The following is a 15,734-nucleotide window of genomic DNA, read 5'->3' on the forward strand; positions in this document are numbered from 1 at the left end:
GACGGTGGGGGTGGCGTGACAGGGGCCAGGCGGTTCCGTCGGCAGCGGCGGCTCTTCCTCTCGGTGGCGATCGACACGTTCGGCTCCGGCGTCTTCCTGCCGTTGTCGCTGCTGTTCTTCGTCACCGTCCAGCACTTCCCGGCGGCCTCCGCGGGCACGGCCGTGACGGTCGGGTCGGTCGCGTCCTTCGCCGTCGTGCCGCTCTGCGGGCGGCTCGTCCAGGCCAGGGGGCCCAAGTCCTGCCTGCTCCTCGGCAATGTCCTGACCGCGCTCGGGTACGGCCTGTTCTTCGCGGCGGGGAACCTGCTCGCCGTGGCGGCCGTCACCTTCGTCGTGACGGCCGCCGACCGGCTCTACGGTGCCGCCTGGCCCACGCTGGTCGCGCGGCTCGCGAAGCCGGAGGAGCTCACCGACTGGTTCTCCGCGGTGACCGTGCTCAGGACGACCTCCCTGGGAGTCGGCACCCTGGGGGCGACCGCCCTGATGGCGCTCGCCGGCGGGCGCGGCCTACAGGTCGCACTCGCCCTGAACGGCGCGAGCTCCCTCCTCGCGGCCGTCCTCCTGCTGGGGGTCGCCGTGCCGGCCGCCGAGCGGCCCGGCCACCGGGCGGCGAGGTCGAACACCCGGGCGGCGCTCGGTGACCGGCCCTTCCTGTCCCTGGTGGTGTCCCAGACGCTGCTGTCGGCGGCCTGGCTGATCCCGACGGTCGCCTTCCCCCTCTATCTCGTGGAGAGCCTCCACCAGCCCGCCTACTGGCCGACCGTCGTGGTCGCCGTCCGCTACGCCACCGCCACCACCCTGCAGATGCGGATCAGCCGCCGGCTGTCCGGCTGGACCCGGTCGCGGGTCCTGCGCCTGCCGATCGGCGCGGTGGCCGGCGCCATCGCCCTGACCGCGACGATCTCCACCGTCCCGCACGCCCTCCAGGGCCCGCTCGCGGTCCTCGTGGCAGCCGTCCTGGCGCTGGCCGAACTGGCCTCGAAGCCGACCGCGGCCGCGGCGGCGGTGGCCATGGCGCCCAAGGGCGACGAAGGACCGTACATGTCCCTGTTCCAGCTGACCTGGACGGTGTCCTACGCGGTCGGACCGGCCGTCATCGGCCTGGGCCTGCAGAACCCCCCGCTGCTCTGGACCGCGCTGGCGCTCTGCGTGGCGGCCGGCGCCCTGGCCCACCGCCTCCGCGCTCCCCTGCGGCGGCCTGCGGGCGGGGCCGTCGCAGGGCGGATCGCCCACGGTGTCCGCGACCTGCGCGAGGAGGCCGACGTTCCCTGACGGACACCACGCGCGCGGGCCCGACGGACCCGGGCCCCGGGCTGCCCGAACTCACCGGACGGGAACGGGAGGTCTCCTGGCCCTCATCGGCGAGGGGCTGACGAACCGGCAGATCGGCGAGCGGCTGTACCTCGCCGAGAAGACGGTCGAGAACCACATCTCCCGGCTGCTCGCCAAGCTCGGCGTGGAGCGGCGCGTCCAGGCCGCCCTCATCGCCAACCGGGCCCTCGCCCCCGCGTAGTGCCGGCCCCCGGCCCCGGTCCGGGTCCACTCGTCGGTCGGGCAGGGACCGAACGACCCTCCCCCGTTCCCCGCGCGATGCGAACAATCGAAGGTATGGAACCCGACCGCATCCCCGCCGCGCACCCGGCCCTGGACGAGCAGCACTGCTTCCGCCTGCTGGCCGGCAGTTCGGTCGGCCGCGTGGTGTACACGGTCGGCGCGCTGCCGGCCGTCCGACCGGTCCCCTACCGGATCGGCGGCGACGGGAGCGTGCTGGTGCGCGCCGCCGCGCACTCCGAACTGGTCCGCGCCGTCTCCGGCGCCCTGGTGGCGTTCGAGGCGGGCGAGATCGACGAGGCGGACGGAACCGGCTGGAGCGTGACCGTGCTGGGACGGGCCGACGTCTCGGAGCTCCCCGTCGAGGAGGTCCCGCCCGCCCGGGAGGACCGGTCCGCCGGGGAGGACCCGTCCGTCCCGGCGGTCCGGCCGCCCCGCCAGGTCTCCATCCGGATCCGGCCCGAACTCGTCACCGGGCTCCTGCTCCCGGACACCCGGTCCTAGGACCGCCCCGCTCAGACCGGCAGCGGGGCCGACCAGACCACCTGGGTCCCGCCCTCCGCCGGGCGGACCAGCTCGAACGACCCGTCCAGCGTCCGCGCCCGCTCCGCCAGGTTCGACAGCCCGCTGCGCCGCCCCTGTTCGGGGACGCCGACGCCGTCGTCCTGCACGGACACCAGCACCCGCCCGCCGGAGGCCTGGAGCACGACCTCGACCCGGCCCGCCCCCGCGTGCCGGGCCGCGTTGCTCAACGCCTCGGCCAGGACGGCGAGGACGTGCTCGGCCACCTCCGACGGGACGTCGGTGTCCAGCAGGCCCTCCATGCTCAGCCGCGGTGCGAAGCCGAGCACCGCCTGCGCCTGCTCCACCGTACGGACGGCCCTGGCCCGCAGGCCGTGGCCGGCGGCCTCCTCCCTGGCCCGGAGGCCGAAGATGGTCGACCTGATGATCTTGATGGTCTCGTCCAGGTCCCCCACCGCGCGCAGCACCCGGTCCGAGGCGGTGGCGTGGTCGATGAACCGGGCGGCGCTCTGCAGCGTCATCCCGGTGGCGAACAGCCGCTGGATGGCCAGGTCGTGCAGGTCGCGGGCGATCCGGTCGCGGTCCTCCAGCATCGCCAGCTGTTCGGCGTCCCTGCGGCGCTCCGCCAGCTCCAGGGCCAGCGCGGCCTGGTCGGCGAAGCCCAGCAGCGGCCCGGTCTCCCCGTCGGAGAACTCGGGCCGGCCCGCCTCCCTGGCCAGCAGCAGCACGCCGTCGATCTGCCCCTCGGCCCGGCCCAGCGGCACCGCGACCGCCGGTCCGAGCCCGCCGAAGCGGCTCGGCCCCGCCGAGAGCCGGGGGTCACCCGCCAGGTCCACCGTGGTCACCGGCACCCCCGAGGCGCAGGCCGCACCCGACAGGGACCCCTCCAGAGGCACCACCAGGCCCGACCGGCCGACGGCGTCGCCGCCGAGTGCCAGCTCCACCCGGACCGTCCCGGTCCCGGTCACCGGTACGGAGACGTCCGCCAGGTCCGCGCCGGTGATCTCCCGGGCCCGCTGGGCGATCAGCTCCAGCACCTCGGAGCGGGAGCCGCCGGACAGCAGCGCGCGGGTGATCTCCGCACTCGCGCTCAGCCACCGCTGCTGGCGCTGGGCCTCCTCGTACAGCCGGGCGTTGTCGATCGCCACGCCGGCCGCCACGGCCAGCGTGGAGATCACCGCCTCGTCGTCGGCGTCGAACTCCTCCCCGCCCTGCTTGTCGGTCAGGTAGAGGTTGCCGAACACCTCGTCGCGCACGCGCACCGGCACCCCGAGGAAGGTCCGCATCACGGGGTGGTGCACCGGGCAGCCCACCGAGGAGGAGTGCTCGGTGAGGTCGGCCAGCCGCAGCGTCGCCGGGTGGTGGATCAGCTCGCCCAGCAGGCCCCGGCCGGTCGGGTAGGGCCCGATCCGTTCGATCTCCTCGTCCGACAGTCCGACCGTGTGGAACTGCGAGAGGGTCTCCCCGTCCGGCCCGATCACCCCGAGCGCGGCGTAGCGGGCGTCCACCAGGACGGCCGCGGCCTCCACGATCCTCCGCAGTACCTGCGTCAGGTCCAGCTCCCGGCCGACCGACAGCACCGCCTCCAGCAGGCTGTGCACCCGGTCCCTGGTGCCCCGGGCCACGTCGATCCGTGCCTGGAGTTCCTCCAGCAGTTCGTCCAGCCGCAGTTGCGGCATCCGTGACCGTACCGTCTCGCCGCTCACGGGCACCCTCCTCGTCGCCGCGGTCGCGGCCGATTGTCGCAGACGGGGACGAACCGCGGGGTGGCAACCGTGCGGCTTCCGGCCCTCCCGGCGGCCCCGCGGGCCGGGACCTTCGGTGCGCGACCGGGGCTGGTCGGCCCCTGGGGCGGACCACCTGTCCGGCGGGAGTCTGGTCACCGGACGGGACCGCGGCTGCCGACGCCGGGGCCGTCCGCTGACCAGGGAGGTCACTGACATGTCGCACGACGTGCTGGTGGGGATCGACGGTTCGGTGCAGAGCGCGGCGGCGGCCGAGTGGGCCGCCCACGAGGCCCACCGCAACGGGCGCGCGCTGCGGATGGTCCACGTCGCGGGAGGCGAGGTGGACGCCCTGGAGCGCGACCTCGGCGGCGGGAGCCCGCTGCCGCAGCCGGTGGCCTCGATCCGGGACCGGATCACGGCCGCGCTGCCGGAGCTGACGGTCTCCTGCGACATCGTCCCCGGGAACCCCGCCTACGCGCTGGCCGCCGCCTCCCGGCGGGCCGCTCTGCTGGTCCTCGGGTCGCGCGGCCTGGGCGGCTTCGCCGGGCTGCTGGTCGGATCGGTCGGGCTGCGGGCCGCCGCCCGGGCCGAGTGCCCGGTGGTGCTGGTCCCCGCCGGCCCGGCCGGTCCCGTGGAGCCCGCCGCGGGGCCCGGCGAGGTGGTCGTGGGCGTGCAGGGCGACCGGCCGTGCGACGCCGTGCTCGCCTTCGCCTTCCGGCACGCGGCGGCCGGCGGCGTCCCTCTGCGGGTGTTGGAGAGCCGCGACACCTTCCACGGGCCGTACACCACCGAGGCGCCGGTGGACCAGCGGGAGATCGGGGAGTCGCTGGTGGCCGCCGAGCAGGTGCGGCTCCAGGACGCGCTGTCGCGCTGGCAGGACAAGTTCCCCGGGGTCCGCACCGAGGTGGACGTGTGCGCCTGGAGCCCGAGCCGGCTGCTCGTGGAGGCCTCCCGCACCGCCTCGCTGGTCGTGCTCGGACGGCGCGCGCCTTCCCACCCGATGGCCGGGCCCCGGCTGGGCGCGGTCGCCCAGTCGGTGCTCCACCACGCCCACGGCCCGGTCGCCGTCGTGCCGCACGCCTGACCCGGCCGCCCCCGGGCCCCGGACGCGGGACCAACCGCGCGGCGGGCCCGGGACCTTCGGCCGGGAGCGGGTCCCATGGGGCCGGTCCCCCGGCGCCCCGAACGACCGGTGCGCCCCGGCCAACCCCCGGATGCCGATGGTCGCCGACATGCAACAGCTGATGCGCCGGGCCTACTACGGCGACCAGGCCTGAGAAGAGGACACCGACATGACCACCTCGCAGCGGAGTCGGACCACGAGCGCCTGGGACGGCTTCCAGGGCGGCCTGTGGCGGGACGCGATCGACGTCCGCGACTTCATCCAGCGCAACTACACCCCGTACGAGGGCGACGCGGCCTTCCTCGTCGGCCCGACCGAGCGGACCGCCGCGGTGTGGCGGCGGATCACCGACCTCTTCCCGAAGGAGCGCGCCAGGGGCGTCTACGACATCGCGTACGACATCCCGTCCGGCATCACCGCGCACGCGCCCGGATACATCGACCGGGAGCGGGAGTTGATCGTCGGCCTGCAGACCGACGCCCCGCTCAGGCGCGCGATCATGCCGAACGGCGGCTGGCGGATGGTCGCCGGCGCGCTGCGCACCTACGGCTACCCGGTCGACCCGGAGCTGGAGAAGGTCTTCACCCGGTACCGCAAGACCCACAGGGGCGAGCCGCTGCCCGGTCACACGGCGGTCGACCCCGCCGCGAACGTCGAGGGCGTCGCCGCGTTCGCCGCCTCGCTCGGCAACGTCACCCGCGTCGACGTGCTGCCCTTCCACAAGCTCGGCGCCCCCAAGTGGCTCGCGCTCGGCCTGGACTTCCCCCTCGCCGACACGCCCGTGCCCACTCCTGAACAGACCGCCGAGGCCAGGTCGGTGTTCGCCGCGCACGGACTGTACGCCGTCTGAGCCACTCCGGAGGGTTCGCTCCGGCGGGAGTCAGCGCCGTACCGGCGGCTGCTCGACGGGCCCGTAGGCGCGCAGCTGGTACGGGAGCGCGGCCGGCCGTCGCCACTGGAGGTCGAGGCCGCAGGCGCCGAGGACGGCGCCGAAGGCGTGACGCATCGCGTCCTGGACGGCGGTGCGGGCGTGCGCGGCCCGCTCGGCGGCGGGGGTGTCGCCGCCGTCGGCGGCAGCGGACAGGCGGCGGGAGGGGTTCCAGCGGAGGTCGGCGACTCCGGTGGTGTCGTCACCGTCGTCGACGGGCCGGCACGGCGTGAGGGTGATGCCGGGCGCGTGCAGGTGGTCGGCGACGGGCAGGCCGGCGAGCGCGGCGGTGCGGCGCACCGCGTCGACGACGTCCGCGCCGATGCCGAGGTCCTGCGGGCGGGGCCCGGCCGGGGCCGGGACAAAGGCGTCCTGGCCGGTGGCCGGAGCGGGGCCGCCGGCACGGCCGACCCTGGTCTCCCCGTCGAGCCGGCCGGCCACGACCTCGATGCCGAAGGCCGGCAGGAACTCCGCCAGCGCGTTCCGCATGCTGCTGCTGACGACCCGTCGGGCGCAGGACGCGGGCTGGTGGGGCTGTTCCATCGCCGCGGCGGCCGCCAGCCGGGGGCCGGGCTCCCAGTGCAGGGCGATCAGGCCGGCGCAGTCGTCGGAGTCGTCGTGCGGCTCGGCCGGGCGCAGCTGGACGCCGGGCCCGTGCCCGCCGTAGCCGACGGGCAGGCCGGCCAGGAGGAGCGCCTCGGTGACGCGGTCGGCGAGCAGCGGGTCGATCCGGGGCCCGCCGGGGCGGCGCCCCGCAGCCGTGTCCTGCCGTACGGAAGCCGTGTCCACGCCGTCCTCCTCCGGGTTCCGGGCGGCGGCCGGCCGCCTGCGCCCGAGCGTACGGCGTACCCCGACGGCCCGTCGGCGAATCCCGGAAGTGGCCGCCGCGGCGCGCCCGCCGGGTGGGCGGGCGCGTCGGCGGCTTCCGCCCGGTCAGTTCCAGGGGTTGGCCGGCTGGTCGTTGATGGCCGTCCAGAACCGGGTGTTGTTCGGGATGTTGCCGTAGGCCCAGAAGGTCCAGCCACCGGTCAGCGACAGGTCGGGCCCGTAGCGGCCGTCGTGGAACTCGGCCTCGCGCCAGGCGGCGCCGAAGGCGGCCTGGCAGACGCTGTCCGCCGCGGCCCGGCTGTTGAGGCGGGAGCCCTTGACCGGCTGGCTGAGGGCGACGGTGCCCTGCGCCCAGCCGTTGTGGAAGGCGATGGTGAGACCGTCCGGGGCCGGGCTGCCGTCGACGTTGAGGCAGAGCACGGGCAGCGAGACGGACGGCGCGGTGTCGCCGCTGTAGGCGTTGCTCGGGCTGCCGCCGGGGCCGCCGACCTGGACGGTGCCCTCCGGGCCGTAGGAGACGACGGACCAGGTCATCCCCAGGTGGGTGGCCGGCCCGGTGGCGGCGGAGGCCGGGGCGGCGGTGAGCGGGATCAGGGCGGCCGCGGCGACGGCGGTCGCGGTGGCGACGGCCTTCTTCAGACGGTTCATCAACTGCTCCTGTGGGTCGGGGTGTCTCGTCGGCCACCGGCTCGTTTCGGCCGGTGCCTGACAAAGTTCTCAACCGAACGCACACAACTGGCATGATCTGATCATCGATTCGTCACGACTCGCGCCCATCCACCACAGCGGCGGTCCTCACCGGCCGCGCGGGCCCCAGGGAGGGACGTGTGGAGTTCAGGATCCTCGGCTCGCTGGAGGTGTGGACCGGCGACGGCCGACGCGTCCCCTCCGAAGGCTCCCGGCAGGAACGGCTGCTCGCCGCCCTGCTGCTCAACGCGGACAGCTCCGTTCCGGTCGCCCGTCTGGTGGACGCCGTCTGGGACGAGCGGCCGCCGGCCACCGCCACCCGCCAGGTCCGCAACCTCGCCGGGCTGCTGCGGCGCCGCTTCGCCGAGGCCGACCCGGACGCGCCGCCCGTCCTGCTGACCGACGGCCGCGGCTACCGCATCACCCTCACCGGCCACCGACTGGACGCCCGCGACTTCACCGACCGGCTCGCCCTCGCCCGCGGCGAAGCCGCCGCCGGACGGACCCCGGACGCGGTCGACGGGCTCCGCGCGGCGCTCGCCCTGTGGCGCGGACCGGCACTGGACGGACTCGCCGTGGACGCGGACGCCCCGGGCGCCGTCGCGCTGGACGAACTGCGGCTGACCGCCTGGGAGGAGTGCCTCGACCTGGAGCTCGCCCTCGGCCGGCACCGCGCGGCCGTGCCCGAACTGACCGCGCTGGTCGCCGACCAGCCGCTGCGGGAACGCTTCACCGGACAGCTGATGCGGGCCCTGCACGGCTCCGGACGCACACCCGAAGGGCTCGCCGCCTACCGCCGGTTCGCCGAGCGCCTGGCCGACGAGCTCGGGCTCGACCCCGGGCCCGGGCTACGGGCACTGCACCTGGAACTGCTGGCCACCGAGCCGGTCCCCGCCGCCTCGCCCCGGGCCGAGGAGGCACCGACCCCTGCGGCGGTTCCCCCGGCGCAGGCGCCGGAACCACCACCCGCCCAACTCCCGCCCGCCCTGGCCACCTTCGTCGGACGGAGCACGGAACTGCGCGTCCTGGACTCGCTGCTCGCCTCCCCGGCTCCACAGGAGACCGGGCCGGCCGCCGCCGTGTGCGCGGTCTCGGGACCGGCCGGGGTCGGCAAGACCACCCTCGCCGTGGACTGGGCCCACCGCGTCCGGGACCGGTTCCCGGACGGTCAGCTCTACGCCGACCTGCACGGATACTCCCTCGACGCACCACTCGCCCCGCACACCGTCCTGGCCCGCTTCCTGCGCGCCCTGGGCGTGCCCGGCGACCGGATCCCCGCGGCACCGGACGAGGCGGCCGCGCTCTACCGCTCCCTGCTGGCCGACCGCCGGCTGCTCGTGGTCCTCGACAACGCCCGCGACGCCGAGCAGGTCCGCCCGCTGCTGCCGGGCGCCCCGGACTGCCGCACGGTGGTCACCAGCCGCACCCGGCTCGACGGACTGGCCGTCCGCAACGGCGCCCGGCCCCTGGTGCTCGACGTCCTGCCCGCCCACCAGGCCCTCGAACTGCTGGCCCGCATCATCGGCGAGCACCGCACCCGCGCCGAGCCGCGCGCCGCGGCCGAACTCACCGCCGCCTGCGGCCGGCTGCCCCTCGCCCTGGCCGTCACCGCGAGCCGCCTCGCCGCCTGCCCGGACCGCAGCCTCACCGACCACGCCGCCGAACTCCTCGACGCAGAAACCCGGTTGAGCGCCCTCCAGATCGAGGGCGACGACACCTCGGCGGTCCGCGCCGCCTTCGACCTCTCCTACCGCTCGCTCCCCGCCGAGGCCCGAGCGCTGCTCCGGCTGCTCACCTTGGTCCCGGCCGTCGGCATCGGCTCCGACGCGGCCGCCGCCCTGGCCGGCGCCCCGGCCGCCGCCGTCCGGCCCGTCCTCGACCGGCTGGCCGCTGCCCACCTGCTCACCCTCGAAGAACGCGACCGCTACCGGCTCAACGACCTCCTGCGCCTCTACGCCGCCGAGCGCTGCTCCGTCGAGACCAGCGCCGCCGAGCGCCGCGCCGCCCTGGAACGCCTCGGCTCCTGGTACCTCCACCGCGGCCGCTCCCCCGCCTTCCTGCCCGCCCCACCCGCCGCCGACCACCCCTGGAACCCGGGCCACCACCTCGACGCATTTGTCGAGGTCGACCGCCTGGCAGCCGCGGCCGCCGACGCGGTCACAGCGCCGGACGACCCCGAGCCCGGCCCCGGCCGACGGCCCCGGCCGACCGGGGCGCCCACGCCCACCCGACCGGTCCACGGTGCTCCCCCGCCCGTCCACGATCTACCATGCGGTACCGGCGGCGAGCCGCCCGGGCCCAGGCCCGTCCGTACCCTCCGTTCCCTTCGGACAGAAAGGAAGCCCCAGAGTGGGTAGCACTGTCGAGACGCTGGAATTCCAGGCAGAGACCCGTCAGTTGCTCCGGTTGGTGATCCACTCGATCTACTCGAACAAGGACATCTTCCTGCGCGAGCTGATCTCGAACGCCTCCGACGCACTGGACAAGATCCGGCTGGAATCGCTGACCGACCCCGACGTCGCGGCCGACACCTCGGACCTGCACATCGCACTGGACGTCGACCACGACGCCCGGACGCTGACCGTCCGCGACAACGGGATCGGCATGAGCCGGGACGAGATCGTGGAGCTGATCGGCACGATCGCCAAGTCCGGCACCGCGGGCCTGCTGGAGAAGCTCAAGGGCGCCGAGGACGCCGCGGCGGCGCAGAGTCTGATCGGGCAGTTCGGCGTCGGTTTCTACTCGGCGTTCATGGTCGCCGACAAGGTCACCCTGCGCACCCGCCGGGCCGGCACCGACGCCGGCACCCAGTGGGAGTCCGCCGGCGAGGGCACCTACGAGCTCCGGGACGTCGACGGGCTTCCGGTGGGTACCTCCGTCACCCTGCACCTCAAGCCCGTCGACGGCGAGGACGGTCTGGCCGACTACCTGGCCGAGCCGAAGATCCGCCAGATCGTCAAGCAGTACTCGGACTTCATCCGCTGGCCCATCCGGATGGCCACCGAGCGGACCGGTGCCGAGGGCGCCACCACCACCGAGGTCGACACGCTCAACTCGATGAAGGCCCTCTGGGCCCGGCCGCGCAACGAGGTGACCGAGGCCGAGTACCACGAGTTCTACCAGCAGATCAGCCACGACTGGCAGGCCCCGGCCAAGACCGTCCACATGCGCGCCGAGGGCACCTTCGAGTACGAGGCGCTGCTCTTCCTCCCCGCGCAGGCACCGTTCGACCTGTTCTCCCGCGAACCCAGGCGCGGCGTGCAGCTGTACGTCAAGCGGGTGTTCATCATGGACGACTGCGAAGCGCTGATGCCCGACTACCTGCGCTTCGTCAAGGGCGTGGTGGACACCCACGATCTGTCGCTGAACATCTCCCGCGAGATCCTCCAGCACGACCGGCAGATCCGCGCGGTACGTCGGCGCCTGGTCAAGAAGGTCCTCGGCGCGGTCAAGGAGATGCAGGCCGGCGACGCCGAGGCCTACGCGTCGTTCTGGTCCCAGTTCGGCCGCGTGCTGAAGGAGGGCCTGATCGAGGACACCGACAACACCGAGGCCCTGCTGGAACTGGTGTCGGCCGCCTCCACCCACGACCCGGACCGGACCACCACCCTGCGCGAGTACGTCGAGCGCATGAAGGACGGCCAGGAAGCGATCTACTACCTGACCGGCGAGACCCGGGCCACGGTGGAGAACTCCCCGCACCTGGAGGCCTTCCGCGCCAAGGGGTACGAGGTGCTGATCCTCACCGACCCCGTCGACGAGGTCTGGGTGGAGCGGGTCCCGGGCTTCGACGGCCACCGCCTCCAGTCCATCGCCAAGGGCCAGGTCGACCTCGACGAGCCCGCCGACGGGGACGAGGCGGCCGATGCCGAGAAGGTCAAGCGCGACCAGGACTTCGCCGCCCTGCTGACCTGGCTGACCACGGCCCTGTCCGAGCAGGTCAAGCAGGTCCGCCTGTCGTCGCGGCTGACGACCTCCGCGGCGTGCCTCGTCGGCGACGCCCACGACATGACCCCGACCCTGGAGAAGATGTACCGGGCGATGGGTCAGCAGGTGCCCCAGGTCAAGCGGATCCTCGAACTCAACCCGGCGCACCCCCTGGTCACCGCGCTGCGGACGGCGCACGAGGCCGACCCGGCCGACCCCGCGCTGACGGAGATCGCCGAGCTGGTCCACGGCGGCGCGCTGCTCGCCGAGGGCGGTGAGCTGGCCGATCCGGCCCGCTTCACCCGGCTGCTCACCGACCGGCTGACCCGGGCGCTGTGACCTGCGGGGTGCGACCGGCCGCCGTCCGGTCGCACCCCGCCCCCGCCGGTCCGGCGCCGGGAGCCCGCACCAGGGGTCCGCCACCGGGACCGGGCCGGCGGCCCCGGTGGCCACAGCCGGCCGCGGGCCGCCTTCGCGCCGGTCGTCCGCGCTCCTCGACAGGAGCCCGCGTCCGGTGCTCGATAGGATGGCCGGGTCGACGGCGGCTGTGGCGGGCGCGCGGGCCCCGCAGGAGCCCCGTTCCACCGGTGTCCGGAGCCCGGTCACCGGTCCGGAGCCGGACCGCAGGCGTACGGTCCGGCCGCTCGACCCGGGAGGCGTCGCGATGGCCGCACAGATCACCTACCGGCGGGTCTACGAGGAGTCCTCGCCCCGGGACGGGCAGCGGGTCCTGGTCGACCGGGTCTGGCCGCGCGGCGTGCGCAAGGAGGACGCGCACCTGGACGAGTGGCTGCGCGACGTCGCGCCGTCCACCGAACTGCGCCGCTGGTACGGCCACGAGCCGAGCCGCTACGCCGAGTTCCGCCGCCGCTACCACGCCGAGCTGCGGGACGCCGGACACCGCGACGCGGTCGGCCACCTGCGCGAGCTCGCCGGCCACGGCCGGCTCACGCTGCTCACCGCCACCAGGGACGTGGACCACAGCCAGGCCGCCGTCCTCGCCGAGTGGCTGTCCGGGACGGAAGGCCGTTCGGCCTGACGGACGGCCCGAACTCCACCTGCCCGTCAGCGCCTTGGCCCCGCCGATCGGCCGCCCCGGGTCGGCGCCGGTCCGGTCGGAGCGGCGTCGATGATCATCCGGGCGTAGGCTCTCGGCTGATCACAGGGGCAGGAGAGGAAGACATGGGCCAGAAGATCATCCGGTTCTCGGACCTGACCGGCAAGCACGCGGAGAACGACGGGGACCTGGTGCGGGTCGTGGTGCTCCAGCACCCCGACCTGACGGACGGTCCGGTCGAGATCGACGCGCTCGCCGGGGAGTTGGGCGAGGTGCGGGAGCTGGCGCTCGACCTGGTCACGGTCGAGCTGCACCACCCGGACCGGGCGGAGCCGCAGACGGTGGTGATGGAGGCCGAGGCGTTCGACCGGCTGGCCTCGGCCGCGCCGATGGCCGAGGTGCTGCGCGGCGCCAGGCCGGCCGCCCGGGCCGCCACGTCCGGGACGGCGGTCGCCGCCGGCCGGGAACGGGTCAACTACGCCAGCCTGGAGCACGCCGGGCGGCCGCACAAGGGCCGCACCACCGATGCGGAGAAGCACCTCGTCCAGCAGCACCTGGACGAGATCAACGAGCGGCTGGCCGCCGAGGGCGTCCGCACGATCGACCTGGAGAACGTCGAGCACGTGACCCGGTACGGCCTGGACACCCTGGCCCGGGAGACCGGCGTGATGCTCGGCTGACCATCGCGGGCCCACCCCTGCCGCCGGAACCCGCGGCAGGGGCGGCCGGCCCCGGCGGTCCGGGCTCAGGCGACGGCCTTCGCCCGTCGAGGCGCTCCGAGAGGCCGGGAGGGGCCCCGGCGTGCGGCAGGTCGCACGCCGGGGCCCCTCCCCGGGGCCGGGCGGACGTCAGACCTGCGCCGGCACCACCAGGGCCACCGCGAGCGGAAGGTCCCCGGCGCTGCGGCCGGCCTCGACGGTGTGCACGCCCGGGTTGGTGCGCCAGGCGCGGGCGGCGGTGTCCCAGCTCTGCACGGCCCGGCGCGGCACGGTGATCCGGGCGGTCGCGACGGCGCCCGGCGCGGCCTCGACCACCGCGAAACCGGCCAGCTGGCGGTCCGGGCGGCTGCGGTCGGAGCCGTCGGTGGCCAGGTACACCTGCACCACCTCGCGCCCGGCCCGCTCGCCGGTGTTGCGCACCCGGACGGTCACCTCGGCCAGAACCTCGGCCGAAGCCCCGGTGGACCCGTCCGCCAGCCGCGCCTCCAGGCCCTCGTAGGACCAGCTGGTGTACCCGCCGCCGGCCCCGAACCAGTACGCGGGGGCGGCTGCGGCCCGGCGCTGCCAGGCCCGGTAGCCGATGAACAGGCCCTCGGCGTAGTCGAGCCGGCCGTCGGTGGGCACGACCTCCCAGACCGGGGCGTCGGCCTCCTCCGCGGGCCAGGTGGTGGGCAGCCGCCCGCCGGGCTCGACCGTGCCGAGCAGCACGTCGGCGAGCGCCTCGCCGGCCTGCTGGCCGGGGAACCAGGCGAGCAGCACGGCGGCCACCGAGTCGCGCCAGGGCATCAGCACCGGGGCGCCGGCGTTGACCACCACCACCGTACGGGGGTTGGCGGCCGCCACCCTGGCGACCAGTTCGTCCTGGCGGCCGGGCAGGCGCAGGCCGGCCCGGTCCACGCCCTCGCTCTCCACCTCCTCGGTGGTGCCGACCACGACCACCGCGACCTCGGCCTCCCGGGCGGCCTCGACGGCCCGCTCGATCAGCTCGTCCGGGGAGGCGGTCGGCGCGGCGTGGCCGAGCGCGAAGGAGACCAGGCCGAAGCCGGCGAAGTCGCTCGCCTCCGGCATGGTGTACGTCAGCGTGACCGCGGCCTCCCGGCCCTCGGCGAGGTCCAGGTCGAAGCGGCGCTCCGGCGGGTTGAGGAACGCCGCAGCCGGGTCCTCGCCCTCGGGCAGCAGCACCCCGTCGAAGAGCACCTCGCCGTCCGCCTCCAGCGTGAACCGGCCGACACCGCGGACGGCCAGCCGGTGCCGCCCGCCGCAACCCGCGGCCAGGGTGCCGGTCAGCCGGACCCGAGCGAGGTCGGCGAAGGCGGCGCCGCCGGGCAGCGCGCCCAGCCAGCGGACGCTGCCGTCCGCCAGTGCGGCCGTGCCGAGCGACGCCCCGTCGGCGCCGAGCAGGTCGGCGGTGCACGGGACGGCGGCCGGCGGGAGGAAGGTGCGCGGGTCCGCGCCGATCTCGTGGCGCAGTTCGCCGCCCGCGCCGAGCGCGGCCCGCAGGCCGTCCAGCGGGCTGACCACCCGGGTCGGGAAGACCTGGGCGCTGCCGCCCCCGCCGATCCGGGTCTCGGCCGCAGCCGCGCCGATCAGCGCCACCGAGGCCGGCACCGGGTCGAGCGGCAGCACGCCGCCCTCGTTGCGCAGCAGCACGAAGGAGCGCGCCGCCAGTTCGCGCACCAGTGCCTCGCCGTCGACCGGCGCGGGCAGCCGCTCGGCCGGGACGGCGGCCGGCGCCCCTTCCAGCAGGCCGACCCGGGCGGCCAGCCGCAGGACGCGGCGGGCCAGGTCGTCGACCACGGTCTCGGGCACCAGGCCCTCGCGGACGGCCTTCACCAAGTGCTCGCCGTAGACGGTGGCCGGGCCGGGCATCGCCACGTCGAGGCCGCCGAGCGCCGCCCGGACGGTGTCCCGGGCGCCGGTCCAGTCCGAGACCAGGATGCCGTCGAAGCCCCACTCCTCGCGCAGCACGGTGTTGTTGAGCTCGGCGTGCTCGCTCATGGTCGGACCGTTGACGGCGTTGTACGCGGCCATCAGGCCCCACGGGTGGGCCTTCTTGACGATCGCCTCGAACGGCGCCAGGTACAGCTCGCGCAGGGTGCGCTCGTCCACCCGGACGTCGACGGTGTAGCGGTCGGTCTCGGAGTCGTTGGCGACGAAGTGCTTGGGCGTGGTGCCGACCCCGCCGTCCTGGACGCCGGAGACCAGGGCCGCCCCGATCTCGCCGGTGAGCAGCGGGTCCTCCGAGTAGCACTCGAAGTGGCGTCCGCCGCGCGGGCTGCGGTGCAGGTTGACGGTCGGCGCGAGCACCACGTGGGCGCCCTTGCGCCGGGCCTCCTGGGCCAGCAGCCGGCCGGCCCGGCGGACCAGGTCGAGGTCCCAGGTGGCGGCGAGCGCGGTCGGCGAGGGGAGGGCGACGGACGGGTCGTCCGGGGTCCACTGCTCGCCGCGCACGCCTGCCGGGCCGTCCGACATCACCAGGCGGCCGAGGCCGATCTCCTCGTTGGCGGGCAGCGACCACATGTCTGCGCCGGCCAGCAGGGCGACCTTGGCGGGCAGGTCGAGCCGGGCGAGGGCGGTCTCGACGGCGGCCTCGCGGCGGGTGTGGGCGCCGTCCGTACCGGTCCGGGCGTCAGGGCCGGCGGCGGTCATGGCGTTCTCCTCGTTC

Annotated in this window: 12 protein-coding genes and 1 pseudogene; 9 read left to right on the forward strand and 4 right to left on the reverse strand. The window is 75.4% G+C overall.

Annotated features, from left to right (window positions below):
* The first annotated feature begins 15 nt into the window (after positions 1–15).
* From ACIRRH_RS11150 to ACIRRH_RS11160, 3 genes and pseudogenes are all read left to right on the forward strand, one after another.
* A complete protein-coding gene (locus ACIRRH_RS11150) occupies positions 16–1,272 on the forward strand; it encodes an MFS transporter (RefSeq protein ID WP_403065023.1) in 1,257 nt (418 codons plus the stop codon).
* A 41-nt stretch (positions 1,273–1,313) separates the two neighbouring features.
* A pseudogene (locus tag ACIRRH_RS11155) lies at positions 1,314–1,513 on the forward strand (response regulator transcription factor); the annotation flags it as partial.
* 95 nt (positions 1,514–1,608) lie between these two features.
* Positions 1,609–2,055: a pyridoxamine 5'-phosphate oxidase family protein gene (locus ACIRRH_RS11160; RefSeq protein WP_403065026.1), complete on the forward strand. Its 447-nt coding sequence runs from the start codon at positions 1,609–1,611 to the stop codon at positions 2,053–2,055.
* 11 nt (positions 2,056–2,066) lie between these two features.
* Here the strand turns inward: ACIRRH_RS11160 and ACIRRH_RS11165 are convergent, their stop codons facing one another.
* Entirely contained in the window at positions 2,067–3,752 is a 1,686-nt protein-coding gene (locus tag ACIRRH_RS11165) for a GAF domain-containing protein (RefSeq protein ID WP_403065526.1), read from the reverse strand.
* Between the two features lie 262 nt (positions 3,753–4,014).
* On the opposite strand from ACIRRH_RS11165, the gene ACIRRH_RS11170 reads away from it, so the two are divergent.
* Positions 4,015–4,884: a universal stress protein gene (locus ACIRRH_RS11170; protein WP_403065028.1), complete on the forward strand. Its 870-nt coding sequence runs from the start codon at positions 4,015–4,017 to the stop codon at positions 4,882–4,884.
* 208 nt (positions 4,885–5,092) lie between these two features.
* Positions 5,093–5,773 (forward strand): pyruvate formate lyase family protein, encoded by a 681-nt coding sequence (locus ACIRRH_RS11175; protein ID WP_403065031.1) that lies wholly within the window; start codon positions 5,093–5,095, stop codon positions 5,771–5,773.
* Between the two features lie 30 nt (positions 5,774–5,803).
* Here the strand turns inward: ACIRRH_RS11175 and ACIRRH_RS11180 are convergent, their stop codons facing one another.
* Together ACIRRH_RS11180 and ACIRRH_RS11185 are read right to left on the reverse strand one after the other, a co-directional pair.
* Positions 5,804–6,640, reverse strand: a complete 837-nt coding sequence (locus tag ACIRRH_RS11180; RefSeq protein ID WP_403065034.1) for a hypothetical protein — start codon at positions 6,638–6,640, stop codon at positions 5,804–5,806.
* Positions 6,641–6,784: 144 nt separating this feature from the next.
* Positions 6,785–7,327: a hypothetical protein gene (locus ACIRRH_RS11185; protein ID WP_403065037.1), complete on the reverse strand. Its 543-nt coding sequence runs from the start codon at positions 7,325–7,327 to the stop codon at positions 6,785–6,787.
* A gap of 179 nt (positions 7,328–7,506) precedes the next feature.
* Between ACIRRH_RS11185 and ACIRRH_RS11190 the strand changes: the two genes are divergently transcribed.
* The 4 genes from ACIRRH_RS11190 to ACIRRH_RS11205 all read left to right on the forward strand — a co-directional run bounded on the left by ACIRRH_RS11190 (position 7,507) and on the right by ACIRRH_RS11205 (position 13,030).
* Positions 7,507–9,723 carry a BTAD domain-containing putative transcriptional regulator gene (locus tag ACIRRH_RS11190; RefSeq protein WP_403065040.1) on the forward strand — a complete coding sequence of 739 codons (2,217 nt, stop codon included), beginning with the start codon at positions 7,507–7,509 and terminating at the stop codon, positions 9,721–9,723.
* Entirely contained in the window at positions 9,716–11,632 is a 1,917-nt protein-coding gene (gene htpG, locus ACIRRH_RS11195; RefSeq protein WP_403065043.1) for a molecular chaperone HtpG, read from the forward strand. The genes ACIRRH_RS11190 and htpG overlap by 8 nt, the downstream gene beginning before the upstream one ends.
* 325 nt (positions 11,633–11,957) lie before the next feature.
* Positions 11,958–12,332, forward strand: a complete 375-nt coding sequence (locus ACIRRH_RS11200) for a DUF488 domain-containing protein (protein WP_403065046.1) — start codon at positions 11,958–11,960, stop codon at positions 12,330–12,332.
* Positions 12,333–12,475: 143 nt separating this feature from the next.
* Positions 12,476–13,030 (forward strand): hypothetical protein, encoded by a 555-nt coding sequence (locus ACIRRH_RS11205; protein WP_403065049.1) that lies wholly within the window; start codon positions 12,476–12,478, stop codon positions 13,028–13,030.
* A 168-nt stretch (positions 13,031–13,198) separates the two neighbouring features.
* Here the strand turns inward: ACIRRH_RS11205 and ACIRRH_RS11210 are convergent, their stop codons facing one another.
* A complete protein-coding gene (locus ACIRRH_RS11210) occupies positions 13,199–15,718 on the reverse strand; it encodes a beta-glucosidase (RefSeq protein ID WP_403065529.1) in 2,520 nt (839 codons plus the stop codon).
* Between the last annotated feature and the right edge of the window lie 16 nt (positions 15,719–15,734).

It is taken from the genome of Kitasatospora sp. NPDC101235, from assembly GCF_044767505.1.
Classification (GTDB): Bacteria; Actinomycetota; Actinomycetes; order Streptomycetales; family Streptomycetaceae; genus Kitasatospora.